The sequence below is a fragment of the Sulfitobacter sp. M05 genome, from assembly GCF_029285175.1.
In the GTDB taxonomy this organism is placed as follows: Bacteria; Pseudomonadota; Alphaproteobacteria; order Rhodobacterales; family Rhodobacteraceae; genus Sulfitobacter.
Genome location: NZ_JABEDH010000002.1, coordinates 73,023 through 88,398, shown reverse-complemented (window position 1 = coordinate 88,398; position 15,376 = coordinate 73,023). Strand labels below are relative to the sequence as shown.

The 15,376-nt window shown below is 57.6% G+C and carries 16 protein-coding genes; 11 read left to right on the top strand and 5 right to left on the bottom strand.

All coding sequences use genetic code 11. The features are described from left to right. Positions 1 to 9: 9 nt before the first annotated feature. The 4 genes from HKX44_RS08630 to HKX44_RS08615 all read left to right on the top strand — a co-directional run bounded on the left by HKX44_RS08630 (position 10) and on the right by HKX44_RS08615 (position 3,718). Positions 10 to 834 carry an ABC transporter ATP-binding protein gene (locus HKX44_RS08630; protein ID WP_276150929.1) on the top strand — a complete coding sequence of 275 codons (825 nt, stop codon included), beginning with the start codon at positions 10 to 12 and terminating at the stop codon, positions 832 to 834. Positions 835 to 897: 63 nt separating this feature from the next. After that, complete coding sequence (locus HKX44_RS08625) at positions 898 to 1,818, top strand: ABC transporter permease subunit (protein WP_276150928.1); 921 nt, start codon at positions 898 to 900, stop codon at positions 1,816 to 1,818. After that, positions 1,815 to 2,657: an ABC transporter permease gene (locus HKX44_RS08620; protein WP_276150927.1), complete on the top strand. Its 843-nt coding sequence runs from the start codon at positions 1,815 to 1,817 to the stop codon at positions 2,655 to 2,657. The genes HKX44_RS08625 and HKX44_RS08620 overlap by 4 nt, the downstream gene beginning before the upstream one ends. A 65-nt stretch (positions 2,658 to 2,722) precedes the next feature. After that, positions 2,723 to 3,718 carry an ABC transporter substrate-binding protein gene (locus tag HKX44_RS08615; protein ID WP_276151875.1) on the top strand — a complete coding sequence of 332 codons (996 nt, stop codon included), beginning with the start codon at positions 2,723 to 2,725 and terminating at the stop codon, positions 3,716 to 3,718. Between the two features lie 73 nt (positions 3,719 to 3,791). On the opposite strand, the gene HKX44_RS08610 is transcribed toward HKX44_RS08615, so the two are convergent. Both HKX44_RS08610 and HKX44_RS08605 read right to left on the bottom strand, forming a co-directional pair. Next, the gene (locus tag HKX44_RS08610; RefSeq protein ID WP_276150926.1) at positions 3,792 to 4,343 is read right to left on the bottom strand and encodes a L,D-transpeptidase; all 552 of its coding nucleotides are present in this window, start codon (positions 4,341 to 4,343) and stop codon (positions 3,792 to 3,794) included. Positions 4,344 to 4,493: 150 nt separating this feature from the next. Beyond that, complete coding sequence (locus tag HKX44_RS08605) at positions 4,494 to 4,700, bottom strand: cold-shock protein (RefSeq protein WP_007117950.1); 207 nt, start codon at positions 4,698 to 4,700, stop codon at positions 4,494 to 4,496. A 587-nt stretch (positions 4,701 to 5,287) separates the two neighbouring features. Between HKX44_RS08605 and HKX44_RS08600 the strand changes: the two genes are divergently transcribed. Then, a complete protein-coding gene (locus HKX44_RS08600) occupies positions 5,288 to 5,422 on the top strand; it encodes a hypothetical protein (protein ID WP_276150925.1) in 135 nt (44 codons plus the stop codon). 62 nt (positions 5,423 to 5,484) lie between these two features. Here the strand turns inward: HKX44_RS08600 and ettA are convergent, their stop codons facing one another. Then, complete coding sequence (gene ettA / locus HKX44_RS08595) at positions 5,485 to 7,140, bottom strand: energy-dependent translational throttle protein EttA (protein ID WP_276150924.1); 1,656 nt, start codon at positions 7,138 to 7,140, stop codon at positions 5,485 to 5,487. A 385-nt stretch (positions 7,141 to 7,525) separates the two neighbouring features. On the opposite strand from ettA, the gene HKX44_RS08590 reads away from it, so the two are divergent. The 3 genes from HKX44_RS08590 to HKX44_RS08580 all read left to right on the top strand — a co-directional run bounded on the left by HKX44_RS08590 (position 7,526) and on the right by HKX44_RS08580 (position 10,212). Further along, positions 7,526 to 7,966, top strand: a complete 441-nt coding sequence (locus tag HKX44_RS08590; protein WP_276150923.1) for a universal stress protein — start codon at positions 7,526 to 7,528, stop codon at positions 7,964 to 7,966. 16 nt (positions 7,967 to 7,982) lie between these two features. Further along, the gene (locus HKX44_RS08585; RefSeq protein ID WP_276150922.1) at positions 7,983 to 9,533 is read left to right on the top strand and encodes an alanine/glycine:cation symporter family protein; all 1,551 of its coding nucleotides are present in this window, start codon (positions 7,983 to 7,985) and stop codon (positions 9,531 to 9,533) included. 67 nt (positions 9,534 to 9,600) lie between these two features. Next, positions 9,601 to 10,212 carry a nicotinate-nucleotide adenylyltransferase gene (locus HKX44_RS08580; protein WP_276150921.1) on the top strand — a complete coding sequence of 204 codons (612 nt, stop codon included), beginning with the start codon at positions 9,601 to 9,603 and terminating at the stop codon, positions 10,210 to 10,212. On the opposite strand, the gene HKX44_RS08575 is transcribed toward HKX44_RS08580, so the two are convergent. After that, on the bottom strand, positions 10,195 to 11,019 hold the full coding sequence (locus HKX44_RS08575; RefSeq protein WP_276150920.1) for a DMT family transporter: 825 nt from the start codon (positions 11,017 to 11,019) through the stop codon (positions 10,195 to 10,197). The two genes, HKX44_RS08580 and HKX44_RS08575, sit on opposite strands and share 18 nt — an antisense overlap. An 84-nt stretch (positions 11,020 to 11,103) precedes the next feature. Between HKX44_RS08575 and dacB the strand changes: the two genes are divergently transcribed. Beyond that, on the top strand, positions 11,104 to 12,606 hold the full coding sequence (gene dacB, locus HKX44_RS08570; RefSeq protein WP_276150919.1) for a D-alanyl-D-alanine carboxypeptidase/D-alanyl-D-alanine-endopeptidase: 1,503 nt from the start codon (positions 11,104 to 11,106) through the stop codon (positions 12,604 to 12,606). A gap of 19 nt (positions 12,607 to 12,625) precedes the next feature. Here the strand turns inward: dacB and HKX44_RS08565 are convergent, their stop codons facing one another. Then, positions 12,626 to 13,048 (bottom strand): tellurite resistance TerB family protein, encoded by a 423-nt coding sequence (locus HKX44_RS08565; RefSeq protein ID WP_276150918.1) that lies wholly within the window; start codon positions 13,046 to 13,048, stop codon positions 12,626 to 12,628. 122 nt (positions 13,049 to 13,170) lie between these two features. Between HKX44_RS08565 and HKX44_RS08560 the strand changes: the two genes are divergently transcribed. Together HKX44_RS08560 and HKX44_RS08555 are read left to right on the top strand one after the other, a co-directional pair. Further along, positions 13,171 to 14,751 (top strand): lysine--tRNA ligase, encoded by a 1,581-nt coding sequence (locus HKX44_RS08560; protein WP_276150917.1) that lies wholly within the window; start codon positions 13,171 to 13,173, stop codon positions 14,749 to 14,751. 55 nt (positions 14,752 to 14,806) lie between these two features. Next, entirely contained in the window at positions 14,807 to 15,220 is a 414-nt protein-coding gene (locus HKX44_RS08555) for a DUF4864 domain-containing protein (protein WP_276150916.1), read from the top strand. Positions 15,221 to 15,376: the final 156 nt, after the last annotated feature.

The window sequence follows — 15,376 nt, the reverse complement described above, 5'->3', positions numbered from 1 at the left end:
TGGAATGAGATGCTAACCTTAGATAGAAATTCTGCGGACAACACCCCCAAAGCGTCAGCCGGGGCGGTTATTTCAGCCGAGGGTCTGGACCTCACTTTCCAGACCAATGATGGTCCGATCCATGCGCTTAAGGATGTGAATCTTGATATTCATGCGGGGGATTTTGTCAGCTTTATCGGGCCGTCGGGCTGTGGCAAAACAACATTCCTGCGGGTGATGGCGGATTTGGAACAACCCACCGGTGGCAGCGTTACCGTGAATGGTGTGAGCCCGGAGGATGCGCGCAAAAGCCGTGCCTATGGCTATGTGTTTCAGGCGGCGGGGCTTTATCCCTGGCGCACGATTGGCGGCAACATCCGGCTGCCGTTGGAGATTATGGGCGTGCCCAAGGCGGAACAGGCCGATCGGGTGAAGCGGGTGCTGGAGCTGGTTGATCTGGCGGGGTTTGAACGCAAGTTTCCCTGGCAACTTTCAGGCGGGATGCAGCAGCGGGCGAGCATCGCGCGGGCGTTGAGTTTTGATGCGGATATTCTGCTGATGGACGAGCCATTCGGGGCGCTGGATGAGATTGTGCGCGATCATCTGAACGAGCAGTTGCTGAAGCTTTGGGCGCGGACGGAAAAGACCATTGCCTTTGTAACCCATTCGATTCCGGAAGCGGTGTATCTGAGTACCAAGATTGTGGTGATGTCGCCAAGACCGGGGCGGATCACCGATGTGATCGAAAGTACCCTGCCACGGGAGCGCCCGTTGGAGATACGCGATACGCCCGAGTTTCTGGAGATTGCGCATCGCGTCAGGGAAGGTTTGCGGGCGGGGCATCTGGATGAATGATCGTTGCCTTTGCCGGACCTGCGGGATTGAGTTTATTGGCAAGATGAAGCCGGGGGGTGTTCTGTGAAATCTGTACTTCCGGTTATGACTGTGGTGGGGGCGGTTTTGCTGTTCTGGTTGGTGGCGGTTGTGCCGATGAACATGCATCTGGTTGCGGATCAGGCGCAGCGGGATGGGGTGTCTGTGGTGCCAGAGACGCCGGTGGAGCGGCAGGCGTACAGCGGTATCGGGCTGAGCCTGCGCAATCTGCATCTGGTGCCGCGCACCTATGATTTTGTGCGTCCGCGTTTGCCCGCACCGCAGCAGGTGGCCCGCGAGATGTATGCCACGATTTTTGAAAAGAAGATTACCTCGAAGCGGTCTTTAGTCTATCATGGCTGGGTGACGCTGGCACCGACCTTGTTGGGTTTTTTCATCGGTACCGGGCTTGGCATCCTGTTGGCGGTGGGGATTGTGTATTCGCGGGTGATGGACCGGTCGGTGATGCCCTGGGCGATTGTCAGCCAGACCATTCCGATCCTGGCGCTGGCCCCGATGGTGATTGTGGTGCTGGGTGCGATGGGCATACAGGGGTTGTTCCCCAAGTCGTTGATTGCGGCCTATCTGTCGTTCTTTCCGGTGGTTGTTGGGATGGTGAAGGGGCTGCGCTCGCCTGATGCGATACAGCTGGATTTGCTGCGGACCTATCATGCGTCGAACCGGCAGGGGTTCTGGGCATTGAGGTTGCCGGCATCAACGCCTTATCTGTTTGCTTCGCTCAAGATCGGGATTTCAGCTTCGTTGATCGGTACCATCGTAGCCGAGTTGCCGACAGGTGCAAAAGCCGGATTTGGGGCGCGGATGCTGGTCGGGGATCAATATGGCCAGCCGCTGGTGTCTTGGGCGGCGCTTTTTGCGGCGGCGTTGACGGCGGCGGCGCTGGTGGGGCTTTTTAGTGTGATGGAGCGGGTAACACTGCGTCGAATGGGGATGCGGACGGCATGATCTGGGCAAGTGCAGCGTTGATGGTATGGGCATTCGGCTGGTGGGTGAATGTCAGGCTGGCGAATGGCCCGATGTCGGAGAATGCCGGTGTAAAGGTATTGATCCCGGCGATTTTCGGTTTGACCCTTGTTATAGTCTGGGAATTTCTGGTGGTCGGGTTCGAGGTGAATCCGGTAATTCTGCCGGCACCCTCTGCGATTGTGACGCGTTTGCTGGCCGAGGGGCCGCGGCTTTGGGCGGATTTCCATCAGACCATCATCAAGGGGGCGATGACCGGATATGTGGTGGGGGGGCTGGCGGCCCTTGGTATTGCGATACTGGCGGATCGATCCGCGTTCCTGACGCGGGGCATTTTGCCAGTGGGCAGTTTCATGGCGGCCTTGCCGATTGTCGGAATTGCGCCGATTTTTGTGAAATGGTTCGGCAGCGACTGGGAGAGCAAGGCGGCGGTTGTTGCGGTGATGGTGTTCTTTCCGATCCTTGTAAACACGGTTGCGGGGCTGCGCGATACCACGGTGATGCAGCGCGATTTGATGCGCACCTATGGGGCGGGATATTGGCCGACCCTGTTCAAGCTGCGTCTGCCGGCGGCGATGCCGTTTATGTTTAACGGGTTGAAGATTGCGACCACATTGGCGTTGATTGGGGCGATTGTTGCTGAATTTTTCGGCTCGCCAACGGTTGGCATGGGGTTTCGGATCTCGACCAGCTTTGGCCAGCTTGCCTTGGATATGGTTTGGGCCGAGATTGTGATTGCGGCGCTGGCGGGCAGTGCATTTTATGGGCTGATGACATTGATCGAGACGCGGGTGACATTTTGGCATCCTTCGCAGCGCTAGACATTTGGAATGACCAAGACCTCGAAACGGGGCAATATGTTAACCAATAGGGGAGACGATAAATGATGAAGAAATTGATGATGGCCGCGGCTGTTGCCACTGGTTTGGGTGGGGCACCTGTCTTTGCTGACGGGCACGCAAACAGCGTTACATTGCAGTTGCAGTGGGTCACGCAGGCGCAGTTCGCCGGGTATTACGTGGCGCTGGACAAGGGGTTTTACGAGGAAGAGGGGCTGGAGGTAACAGTTTTGGCTGGTGGCCCTGATATTGCGCCGCCGCAGGTTTTGGCCGGCGGCGGTGCCGATGCCATGCTGAACTGGATGCCTTCGGCGCTGGCGGCGCGTGAAAAGGGGCTGCCGGTAGTGAATATTGCCCAGCCGTTTAAGACCTCCGGTTTGATGCTGACCTGTTGGAAGGATACCGGCATCACCGGCCCGCAGGATTTCAAAGGCAAGACGATTGGTGTCTGGTTCTTTGGCAATGAGTACCCGTTCCTGTCGTGGATGAGCCAAGAAGGCATTTCCACCGATGGGGGAGACGACGGGGTGACCGTCTTGAAACAGGGTTTCAACGTCGATCCATTGTTGCAGCGCGAGGCGGATTGTATTTCGACCATGACCTACAACGAATACGGTCAGGTGCTGGATGCGGGGGTGAACCCGGACGAGCTGGTCACGTTCAAATATGAAGAGCAGGGTGTGGCGACACTGGAAGATGGCATTTACGTGCTTGAGGAAAACTTGAACGACCCGGTGTTTGAGGACAAGATGGTACGTTTTGTGCGGGCGTCGATGAAGGGGTGGAAATACGCCGAAGAAAACCCGGAAGAAGCCGCCGGCATCGTGCTGGATAACGACGAGACGGGTGCGCAGACCGAAGCCGCGCAGGTGCGGATGATGGGCGAGATTGCCAAGCTGACCGCTGGTTCCAATGGTGCCTTGGTTGAGGCGGATTTCCAGCGGACGGTGGACACGCTGTTGGCGGGGGGCTCCGATCCGGTGATCTCCAAGCAGCCCGAGGGGGCATGGACGTCGGCAATCACGGATAAGGCGCTGAATTAATACGGTTTATGTTTTGGAAACGAGAAAGGCCGGTGCAACGGGCACCGGCCTTTTTCATGTCTGACGTCTGGGTTTAAAGAACCGTCACAACCGTGCCGACAGGCACGCGGTTGTAGAGATCAATCACGTGGTCGTTGATCATACGGATGCAACCATTGGAAACGGACCGGCCGATTGTGCTGGGCGCGGTGGTGCCGTGGATGCGGAAATAGGTGTCGCGGCCACCTTCAAAGAGATAAAGCGCACGGGCACCAAGCGGGTTACCGGGGCCGCCTTCTTGGGCTTCGGTATTGCCGATAAAGCGCTTGTAGGCCTGTGGGTCGCGTTCGATCATCTCGTCTGTTGGGCGCCATGTGGGCCATTCTTTTTTGACAGCGATGGTTGCGGTGCCGGTGAATTCGAGGCCAGCCTTGCCCACCCCGATGCCATAGCGCATTGCCTTGCCGGGGGCCGTCACGAAATAGAGATAGTGGCTGCGTGGCAAGACCAGCAATTGACCGGGCTGGTAGGTCGGCTTGATCGACACTTCCTGCGGTGTTGGGTCATAGGCGGCTGTTGTTGCGGACAGGACCTGTGGCAGGGCAGCAGCGGCCAATGTTGAGGCCAGAAAGGTGCGGCGGTGCATGGGGACGCTCCATAAATTACGTTGTGCAGATGGTTTAACTTCGCGAAAATGCGGATTTTTTCAACCCTACAGAAAGAAAAACCGACCCACTGTTGCCAGAGGGTCGGTCAAATTCTTGTGACAGGGACGCCGCAGCGCCCCGTCTAAGGCTTATGCCAGTGCGATGTTCGTTGCCGACTCGCGGCCATCACGGCCAGCTTCGATGTCGAACGTCACTTTCTGGTTGTCGGCCAGACCGGTCAGGCCTGCGCGCTCAACAGCAGAAATGTGAACGAAAACGTCCTTGCTGCCGCCATCGGGTGCGATAAAGCCGAAGCCTTTTGTTGTGTTAAACCATTTTACGGTGCCAGTAGCCATTCCGTAGTCTCCTAAAGCAGTGTTCCATCCGCGTTGTGCGATGGCGTGGCGTGGTCGGTCTGAGTTCGATCTGCGCCGTGTTAGGGAGACAGTGGGTCGAAATAGATAAACGTTAGCAATGCAGAATATAGGGCGAGACGGCGATTCGGACAAGGGCTGTGGGTAGGTGGGCGGAATTTGGCCGGAGATCGTGTAGGGATATGTTATCCCTGACTGGTGCAGACTGGGGGGATACCTCATTACATTCGACCCTGCGTTACCGGCGCAGTGCGTTGCTCACGGATCGAATTGCCTGTTGGGTGATGCGGTTAGGGCGACCAAGGCGGGACGGCCCTTCAAAATTGTGGCGATGGTTGTTTTGCCGGACCACCTGCATTGTATCTGGCGTTTACCGCGTGGTGACGGGGTTTTGGACGCCGCTGGGGCGCGAATATGGGGCGGTTTTCTATGGCTGTCCGGAGGGCGGGGCCGGTCCCGCCGGACTCGCCCCATTTGCGCAATGGCGGGGTGAACCCCACCCTACGGAAAGGGCGAGTAGGATTTGGCAGAAACGGTTTTGGGAGCATCATATCCGCGGGGAGGAAGAGTTGGCGCAGCATATACTCTATTGCCACCTCAATCCTGTGAAACACCGGTTGGTGGCGCGACCGAAAGACTGGCCTTGGTCCTCGGTGCATCGCGCGCGGCTGCTGGGTCAGGATGGCAACGTGGCATTTGCGTAAGGCGGGGGTGACCCCGCCTTGGCGTATTTTTGTAGGGGATAGGTGGCAGGGGGAACCTCGCCCTACCGAACGAACTTCTTATGCTTCAGTCGCTTCGGCTCTAGCGCATCGGCACCCAACCGGCGCTTCTTGTCCTCTTCGTAGTCTTCGAAGTTGCCCTCGAACCATTCCACATGGGCGTCGCCCTCGAAGGCCAGAATATGCGTACAAATCCGGTCGAGGAAGAAGCGATCGTGCGAGATAACAACCGCGCAGCCGGCGAAATCGACAAGGGCGTCTTCCAGCGCGCGCAGGGTTTCGACGTCCAGATCGTTGGTCGGTTCATCGAGCAGCAGCACGTTGCCGCCTTCTTTCAATAGGCGGGCCATGTGGACGCGGTTGCGTTCACCACCCGAGAGCAGACCGACCTTCTTTTGCTGGTCGCCGCCTTTGAAGTTGAAGGAGGAGCAATAGGCGCGCGAGTTGACCTCGGCGTCGCCCAGTTTGATCAGCTCGGCACCGCCAGTGATGGCCTGCCAGACGGTATCGTCATCGGCCAGATCATCGCGGGACTGGTCGACATAGGAGAGGTCAACGGTTTCGCCGTATTCAACCGTGCCGGCGTCGGGTTTTTCCTGACCGGTCAGCATCTTGAACAGAGTGGATTTACCCGCGCCGTTGGGGCCGATCACGCCGACGATGCCGCCGGGCGGCAGTTCAAAGCTGAGGTCTTCGACCAGCAGTTTGTCGCCCATGGCCTTGTTCAGGTTCGCCACCTCGATCACCTTGTTGCCAAGGCGCGGGCCATTGGGGATGACAATCTGGGCGCGGCTGAGCTTTTCGCGCTCTGATTGGTCGGCCATTTCGTTATAGGCGTTGATCCGCGCTTTGGATTTGGCCTGACGGGCCTTGGCCCCCTGACGCATCCATTCAAGTTCCCGCTCAAGCGTTTTCTGTTTGGATTTGTCCTCGCGGGCTTCCTGCGCCAGACGTTTGGCTTTCTGTTCCAGCCAGTCGGAATAGTTGCCCTCGTAAGGCACGCCCTTGCCGCGGTCGAGTTCGAGAATCCAGCTGGTGATGTCGTCCAGGAAGTAGCGGTCGTGGGTAACAATCAGAATGGTGCCTTTGTAATCCATCAGGTGCTGTTGCAGCCAGGCGATGGTTTCGGCGTCAAGGTGGTTGGTCGGTTCGTCAAGCAGCAGCATGTCGGGCGCTTCGAGCAGCAGTTTGCACAGCGCGACGCGGCGGGCTTCACCGCCCGAGAGGTCTTTGATGTTGGCGTCGTCCGGTGGGCAACGCAGGGCCTCCATCGACACGTCGATCTGGCTGTCCAGATCCCAGAGGTTCTGTGCGTCGATGTCATCTTGCAGCTTGGCCATTTCATCGGCGGTTTCGTCCGAATAGTTCATGGCAAGTTCGTTGTAACGATCAAGGATCGCCTTTTTCTCGGCCACACCCAGCATGACGTTTTCACGCACGGTCAGGGTTTCGTCCAGCTTGGGCTCCTGTGGCAGATAACCGACTTTGGCCCCTTCAGCGGCCCATGCTTCGCCCTGAAAATCCTTGTCGAGACCTGCCATGATCTTCAACAGCGTGGATTTACCAGCGCCGTTGACGCCGACCACACCGATCTTCACGCCGGGAAGAAAGTTCAGGTGAATGTTTTCAAAGGTTTTCTTGCCGCCGGGATAGGTCTTGGAGACGCCGGACATGTGGTAAACGAATTGATAGGCCGCCATGGGGGTTCCTGTCTGGTCAAATGAGGTTTGCACCGCAATATCGCGCCGGCGTCCCAAGATCAACGCAGACGTGACAAGCCTGTAAATGATGTGCTAGGGGGGGATTATGACGCAACGTTACGATGTCTAAGTGGTGTCGTGCTGGCGAAGAGTAATTCCTGTTGTTTACCTTGACGACAGCCGATTTGGCTGGAAAGTCGGTTAAAATCAGGCAAAAATTCTGCTATTCTTGGTATTTTTGGCCGTTACACTCGCGACGAACCTGTTATGCTTAATTCAACCTGTAGGGGGCGGCAATCTGTCACCTATACAGGGAAAATTGACTGCATCCGACCGGTCCGGAGCGACTGTGGGGGTGTGGTGGGACAACAGGGAACACTAAACAATGACAAAAGCCACTATTGTTGTGGGTCTGGATGGATCAAAGGCGGGTGCCCGAGCGCTTGCCTTTGCCAAACGGCAGGCCAAAGGGATCGGAGACTGCACCATCGCAATCTGCTATGTGATCGAATGGTCGCCGTTCAGCTTTCAAACCCCAGAAGAAAACGAACAACGTCACAAGCGGCGTGAAGAAGAGCTGAAGATGGCGCACGAGCGGGTGCTTAATCCGGCCGTGGATCAGGCAAAGGCCGAAGGTTTCGATATCGTTGGCGTTGTAAAGCATGGTGACGCCGCGGATATTCTGGACGCAACGGCCAAAGCGCATGGGGCAATGCAGATTGTTGTCGGGCGTGTCGGCGCACGTGGTTTGAAAGAGCGTGTGTTCGGTGGTGTGACAGGTCGACTGGCGGCTTCTGCCAGCGTGCCGGTTACCATCATTCCGTGAATTTGGGGGATTTAAAATGAAGCGATTTTTAGGAACGGGTTTGGCCGCAACTGCGCTGAGCCTGCCGACTTTGGCGGCGGCGCAAGAGGCCGTCAGCTTTGATCAGAAAGTGAATGATATCTTCTCCAGCTCGACGGGCTGGTTCGTGAATCTGATCTTTATGAGCCTGCCGGGCACAAACTTTCCGTGGATTGTTTTGTGGTTGGTTGTGGCTGCGTCGATTTTTACGATCTATTTCGGGTTCATCCAATTCAAGGCATTCGGCCATGCGATTTCGCTGGTCAAGGGTGACTATTCCGATCCGAATGACGCGGGCGAGGTCAGCCACTTTCAGGCTTTGACAACGGCGCTTTCGGGCACCGTTGGTTTGGGTAACATCGCCGGTGTTGCGGTGGCCGTGGGCATTGGTGGCCCGGGGGCGACATTCTGGATGGTGCTGGCCGGTCTTCTGGGCATGGCGTCCAAATTCACCGAATGTACGCTGGGTGTGAAATACCGGAACGAATACCCTGACGGGACGGTTTCGGGTGGTCCGATGTATTACATGACCAAAGGGTTCAAGGAGCGTGGCCTGCCTGGCGGTAAGGTTCTGGCCGTGATCTTTGCGATCTTCACCATCGGTGGTGCATTGGGCGGCGGAAACATGTTCCAAGCCAATCAGGCGCATGCGCAGATTACCAATATTGTCGGTGACTTTTCCGGTGTGATTACCGGCGTGATTTTTGCCGCGGTTGTCTTTGCGGTGATTGTTGGCGGGATCAAATCCATCGCCAGCGTGACCGAGAAAGTCGTGCCGTTCATGGGCATCATGTATGTTCTGGCTGCGCTGGTTATCCTGATCATGAATGCGGGCCAGATCGGTTGGGCCTTTGGCCAGATCTTTGAAGGTGCCTTTACCGGTCTGGGTGTTGCTGGCGGTTTCGTTGGTGCCTTGATCCAAGGGTTCAAACGGGCGGCGTTTTCGAACGAAGCCGGTGTTGGTTCCGCGGCGATTGCCCACTCTGCTGTGAAGACCAAAGAGCCGGTGACGGAAGGTGTTGTTTCCCTGTTGGAGCCGTTTATCGACACGGTTGTGATCTGTACGATGACGGCCTTGGTTATCACAATCTCTGGCGTGTTGGTAATGGACCCTGCGACAGGCACATTTGTTCTGAATGAAGCGGGCACAGCGATCAAAACGGTTGACGGATCAAGTGGCGTTGGCCTGACATCTTCGGCCTTTGCCGCCGGGTTTAGCTGGTTCCCCTATGTGCTGGCGCTGGCAGTGATCCTGTTCGCCTTTTCCACGATGATTTCATGGTCTTACTATGGTCTGAAGGCATGGACCTATCTGTTTGGTGAGGGCAAGACGACGGAGTTGGTGTTCAAGCTGATCTTCTGCTTCTTCATTATCGTCGGAGCGGCGGCACAGTTGGGCGCGGTCATCGACTTCTCTGATGCGATGATCTTTGCCATGGCGGTTGTGAACATCACGGCATTGTACTTCCTGATGCCGATCGTGAAGCGCGAGATGAACAGCTACTTTGAGCGCATCAAGTCGGGTGCGATCGTCAAGCACAACAACTGATCTGATTGACAAACCGGGCAGAAGCCCTTCCTTTCGGCCCCTGAAGTCATTCGGGGGCCGTTTTCTTTTGCGTTATCAGTTTCCATATGCGTCCAGCGGACAGGTGATCGGTCTGTTGGGGGGATCCTTTGATCCCGCGCATGAGGGCCATGCCCATATCACCCGCGAGGCGCTCAAGCGGTTCGGGCTGGACCGTGTGTGGTGGCTGGTCAGTCCCGGAAATCCATTGAAGAGCCGGGGGCCTGCACCGCTCGACGACCGGATGACGCGAGCCCGTCAGGTGATGCGGCATCCACGGGTCGAGATCACGGATATCGAGGCCCATCTGGGCACACGGTACACGGCGCAGACCTTGGCGCGGTTGCAGAAGATGTATCCGCAGGTGCGGTTTGTCTGGCTGATGGGGGCGGATAATATGGCGCAATTCCATCTCTGGCAGGATTGGCGCGGGATCATGCAAAGCGTGCCTGTCGGGGTTTTGGCGCGCCCAGGACAGCGTATTTCAGCGCGGATGAGTCGGGCTGCCGGACTTTATGCGTCCTACCGGATTGCGGGCCGCTATGGGCATTTGCTGGGGAGGGCTGATGCCCCGGCATGGTGTTTTGTGAATGTGCCGATGAATGCGGCGTCATCCACTGCGATCAGGGCGCAGGGGAAGTGGTCAGCGCAGGCGGGTTGATGCGATGCCGCTGGCCAGAATGACGGCAAGGCCGGCCCAAGTATAGGCATCTGGCAGGTCGTTGAAGATGCTCCACCCGAAACCGACGGCCGCGATCAGTTGGAAATACACGAGCGGCGCAAGGCGTGTGGCGTTGGCAATGCGGTAGGCATAGAGCAGCAGCAGATTGCCCAGCATCGAACAAAACGCTGAGGTCAGTGTAAGGGCCGCGATGGGCAGGGTTGTTTCAGGCAGGTTCAACAGACCAAGGGGCAGCAGCAATAAGGCGCTGATCAGCAGCTGCGTAAAGGTCAGGGCAATGGGGGTGCCAATGCCCGACAGCCAGCGCGACATGGTCAGGAATGTTCCGTAACACAGCCCTGCGCCTGCAGCCCAAAGTACGCCGGCCTCGCCCCCCATGCCGGGGCGCACGACCAGCAGGACACCGGCAAACCCGATGATAATCAGTGCCGAGCGTAACAGGGTGACTGGTTCGCGCAGAAATATGACGGCCAGCACATAAGAGAACATTGGCCCGACGAAGAAGGCGGCAAAGACTGTCGCGATATCAGCGGTTTGCAGGGCCATCTGGATAGAGCTGATGCCGCAGGCAAGCACCAGTGCGCGCACCCAGATGCGCCAGTCGCGTAGCAGACCAAAGGCAGAGGGCGAGATGAAGGGCAGGACCATCAATGCGCCAAGGGCAAATCGGGACCATGCGACAAATACCGGTGCGACCCCCAGTGTAGAGGTCAGCAATTTGCCAGCACTGTCACCCGCGGGGATCAGCGACATGGCGACAAACATGATTAGGGCGGCGCGTTGCATGCTGTCGCATACCACGCGTTGCAGGGGTTGCAAATGTATAACCGCGTGCTTGAAGCGGTGCGGTGATCAGGGTTATGTCAGGCTATGGAAAATAGGTTAAGCAGACGTGGGTTTTTGGGTTCTGTTGCGGCTTTCGCAGCGTTGGGGCAGGGCGCATTTGCCGCACCGCCAGCTGAATCGCTGCGTCCTGTGTTGCGGGATGCTGATTTCTACAAAAAGGCGATTCCCGAGGTTTCCCAGATCATCAATGGGCACAAACTGTCTGGACGTGTGGCCTTTGCGCTGGCGGATGTGCAGTCCGGTGCATGGCTGGAATGCGCGCATGAACATGTTGGCACGCCCCCAGCCAGTGTGACCAAGGCGATTACGGCGCTTTATGCCCTTGAGGTACTGGGCGCGGAGCATCGGTTCGAGACCAAGCTGGTGGCCACCGGCGGGATTGCGGATGGCGAGGTGCAGGGCGATCTGATCTTGGTGGGCGGGGGCGACCCGACGCTGGACACAGATGTATTGGCGCAGATGGCGGCGGATTTGAAAGTTGCGGGCGTGGTGGCCGTGAAGGGCGGGCTAAAGGTTTATCAGGGGGCGCTGCCCTTTGTGGCGCGGATTGATCCAGAACAGCCCGATCATGTGGGGTACAACCCGGCGGTGACCGGCATTGCATTGAATTTCAACCGTGTGCATTTCGAATGGCGGCGCAACAGCGGTAAATACACCGTCACAATGGATGGACGCTCAAAGAAATACCGGCCTGACGTGACCTTTGCGGCGATGCAGATCGAAGATCGGGCGACGCCGGTTTATACCTACCGCGACCAGGCGGGACGCGACCAGTGGAGCGTCGCGCGGGGGGCATTGGGCGGTTCCGGGGCGCGGTGGCTGCCGGTGCGCAAGCCCGCGCTTTATGCCGGTGAGGTCTTTGCCACCTTGGCAGGTGCCCATGGTATCCGGCTGGGTAAACCCGAGGTGATTGCCGCGTTGCCGGCGCATGAGGTTGTCGTGCGCCACGAAAGCCAAGGCTTGCGGATGATCCTGCGAGACATGCTGCGCTATTCAACAAACCTTACTGCCGAAATGGTAGGATTGGCAGCAACGCAAAAGCGCGTTGGCCGCGTTAACGGGTTGCAGGCATCAGCCGCGGAAATGAACCGTTGGGCGGTTGCGGCGCTGGGGATGCAGGCACCGAAGCTGGTTGATCATTCCGGGCTTGGCGATGCATCGACGCTGACGGCGCTTGATATGACGCGTGCCTTGCTGGCGGTGAAGGACGCCGATTTCCGGGCGATCCTCAAGCAGTTCGGGTTTCGGGATGGCAAGGGGCGGCCTGTTAAGGAGCAGGCGGTTGCGGTGGATGCAAAAACCGGCACGCTGAACTTTGTGTCATCATTGGCGGGATATATGACCGGGCAGGACGGTCGCGAGATGGCGTTTGCAATTTTTGCCTCTGATATGGGGGCGCGATCCCGGATCAGCCGCGCGGACCGCGAAAGCCCGGCAGGCGCGCGCACCTATAACAAGCGGGCGAAACGGGTGCAGCAGGCCTTGATCGAGCGCTGGGATGCGCTCTATGGGCGCAAGGGCGTCTAAGCCGCGCCGGATTGCCGGTTTAGCTTAGGTGGCGTGCCCGGGCACCGCGTTCGATTGCAGCGGCATGAAGCCGGTCGATTTCCAACTCATAGCGGATTTCTTCCAGCAGGCGCAGTTCGGCCTCGTCCAGCGTGCCATCGGCCGCAGCGACATCGCAGGCCAAGGCATAGGCTGTTTCATAAAGCCGCTCTGGCAAGGCTTCGCGGATGAGGCCGAACAGGGCGTCCAGCCCGTCTTCCTGTTCAAAGAGATCGAAGACGGTTTTACTCATCACAGTCAGGCGGTCGTTATCGTATTCTGCAAAGATTGGCAGCATGTTGACGGCGGACTGGATCTTGATCAGCTCGGCAGTGCGGATGTTCTCGTCCGAGGCGGAAACCGCAATCATCAGCGCGACAAGGCTGTCTTGTGCGCTGAGCGACAGGTAAGGGGCATTGGTCATTGGGCGTCCTTTGGGAGGAGAGTTGTTGCGGTGCAGAATATTGACGCACCTCAGGGGACGCAATAGGTACACGCGAGCCGGCGTGCATGGGGCACGGAATCGGCGGAAAATGGATGATACAAATGTCTGAGATGCGGGAAGCGGCGATGAGCAGCAAAGCGTGGCCTTTTGAAGAGGCCCGTGCGGTTTTGAAACGCTATGCGAAAGCCCCGCCGGAAAAGGGCTATGTGTTGTTCGAAACCGGCTATGGTCCGTCTGGCCTGCCGCATATCGGCACCTTCGGCGAGGTGCTGCGCACCACGATGATCCAGCGGGCGTTCGAGGAAATCAGCGATATTCCAACCAAGCTGGTGTGTTTCTCAGACGATCTGGACGGGATGCGCAAGGTGCCGGGCAATGTGCCACAGCAGGAAATGCTGACCGAGCATATGCACAAGCCGTTGACATCTGTGCCAGACCCGTTCGAGACACATGAGAGTTTCGGGCATCATAACAACGCGATGCTGCGCCGTTTTCTGGATACCTTCGGGTTCCAGTACGAGTTCTATTCCGCCCGCGAGTTTTACCGCGCTGGGCATTTCGACGAAATTCTAAAGCTGGCTTGTGAACGCTATGATCAGGTTATGGCGGTGATGTTGAAGTCGCTGCGCGAAGAGCGTGCGGCGACCTATTCGATCTTTCTGCCAATTCACCCCGAGACCGGTCGGGTGCTGTATGTGCCGATGAAGAATGTCGATGCGGTGAACCACACGGTTACGTTTGACGATGAAGATGGCAAGGAATGGACCTTGCCCGTGACCGGCGGCAACGTGAAATTGCAGTGGAAGCCGGACTTTGGTGCGCGCTGGGCGGCATTGGACGTTGATTTCGAGATGTACGGCAAGGAACACGCGACGAATACCGCGATCTATGACCGGATTTGCGAAATTCTGGGCGGCAAGAAGCCGAACCATTTCAGCTATGAGCTTTTCCTTGATGAAAACGGGCAAAAGATTTCGAAGTCCTCGGGTAACGGGATTTCTATCGACCAGTGGCTGACCTATGCCAGCACGGAAAGCCTGTCGTACTTCATGTATCAAAAGCCCAAGACCGCCAAGCGGATGCATTTTGATGTGATCCCCAAAGCGGTGGACGAGTATCATCAGCAGTTGCGGGCCTATGAGGGGCAGGACGCGAAGGCGCGGTTGAACAATCCGGTATGGCATATTCACGGTGGCGACGTGCCAGCGTCGGACATGGTTGTACCGTTCTCGATGTTGCTGAACCTTGCGTCGGTGTCATCGGCAGAGGATAAATCGCAGCTTTGGGGTTTTATCCAGCGGTATGCGCCTGAGGCTAGCGCGGAAACCCATCCGGGCATGGACGCAGCGGCGGGCCATGCAGTGCGCTATTTCAACGATTTTGTGAAGCCGCATAAGGTGTTTCGCGCCCCGAGCGATCTGGAGCGCGAGGCCTTGGAAGAGCTGCGCGACAATCTCAAGGTTTGGGAGGGTGGTCTGGATGCTGAAGGATTGCAGAGCATGGTCTTTGCGGTGGGCAAAGAGCGGTTTGACCCGCTGCGTGACTGGTTTACCGCGTTGTACGAAGTGTTGCTTGGTGCGTCGCAAGGGCCGCGTTTTGGCGGTTTCATCGCGCTTTACGGCGTTGAGGAAACGGTTCAGCTGATTGACGACGCGCTGGCGGGGAAACTTCTGGCGGACTGAAACTCTTGCCCTGCTGGCCGCGTGACTTAACGTATTGGTCAGCAGGGGGTGAGATATGTGGAAATGCGCAAACCGGATGTTGGGCGGGGTGATCCTTGCCTGCGTCCTTGCCTTTGGCACAGCAGCCCAACAGGATGCGATCACAGGCACAATCGACGCCCAGATCGAAGCCTTTCAGGCGGATGATTTCGAGCGGGCGTTTTCTTTTGCGACGCCCCGCTTGCAGCGCCTGTTCCAATCCCCACAGAATTTCCGGCGGATGGTAACGACGCAATACCCCATGGTCTGGCGCCCTGCGGATGTGCGCTATCTTGAACAGCGGGAGTATGATGGATCGGTATTTCAAAAGGTACAGATCACCGATGTTAAGGGTGTAACACACCTGTTGCTGTACCAAATGATAGAGACTGACAGCGGCTGGCGCATTGCCAGTGTACAGTTTCTGAACGCCCCGGGGGCCTCTGTCTGAGGGCGCGCGGCGAGAACGTAGGAAAGCGCGCAGAGCCCTAGTGTTGCGTCGGTCAGCGCTCGGTCGGCTTAGTCCCGTTTAACACATCATTGATATTTCCCTGTCCCGAACCGGCACCCGCCGGTGTGATGGCAACAACCGGAGTGCGACTGGCAC

Coding starts and splice junctions, on each gene's coding strand:
- HKX44_RS08630 (WP_276150929.1), top strand. CDS start 10: ATGCTAACCTTAGATAGAAATTCTGCGGACAACACCCCCAAAGCGTCA.
- HKX44_RS08620 (WP_276150927.1), top strand. CDS start 1,815: ATGATCTGGGCAAGTGCAGCGTTGATGGTATGGGCATTCGGCTGGTGG.
- HKX44_RS08615 (WP_276151875.1), top strand. CDS start 2,723: ATGAAGAAATTGATGATGGCCGCGGCTGTTGCCACTGGTTTGGGTGGG.
- HKX44_RS08610 (WP_276150926.1), bottom strand. CDS start 4,343: ATGCACCGCCGCACCTTTCTGGCCTCAACATTGGCCGCTGCTGCCCTG.
- HKX44_RS08605 (WP_007117950.1), bottom strand. CDS start 4,700: ATGGCTACTGGCACCGTAAAATGGTTTAACACAACAAAAGGCTTCGGC.
- ettA (WP_276150924.1), bottom strand. CDS start 7,140: ATGGCGGCCTATCAATTCGTTTACCACATGTCCGGCGTCTCCAAGACC.
- HKX44_RS08590 (WP_276150923.1), top strand. CDS start 7,526: ATGACAAAAGCCACTATTGTTGTGGGTCTGGATGGATCAAAGGCGGGT.
- HKX44_RS08585 (WP_276150922.1), top strand. CDS start 7,983: ATGAAGCGATTTTTAGGAACGGGTTTGGCCGCAACTGCGCTGAGCCTG.
- HKX44_RS08575 (WP_276150920.1), bottom strand. CDS start 11,019: ATGCAACGCGCCGCCCTAATCATGTTTGTCGCCATGTCGCTGATCCCC.
- dacB (WP_276150919.1), top strand. CDS start 11,104: ATGGAAAATAGGTTAAGCAGACGTGGGTTTTTGGGTTCTGTTGCGGCT.
- HKX44_RS08565 (WP_276150918.1), bottom strand. CDS start 13,048: ATGACCAATGCCCCTTACCTGTCGCTCAGCGCACAAGACAGCCTTGTC.
- HKX44_RS08560 (WP_276150917.1), top strand. CDS start 13,171: ATGTCTGAGATGCGGGAAGCGGCGATGAGCAGCAAAGCGTGGCCTTTT.
- HKX44_RS08555 (WP_276150916.1), top strand. CDS start 14,807: ATGTGGAAATGCGCAAACCGGATGTTGGGCGGGGTGATCCTTGCCTGC.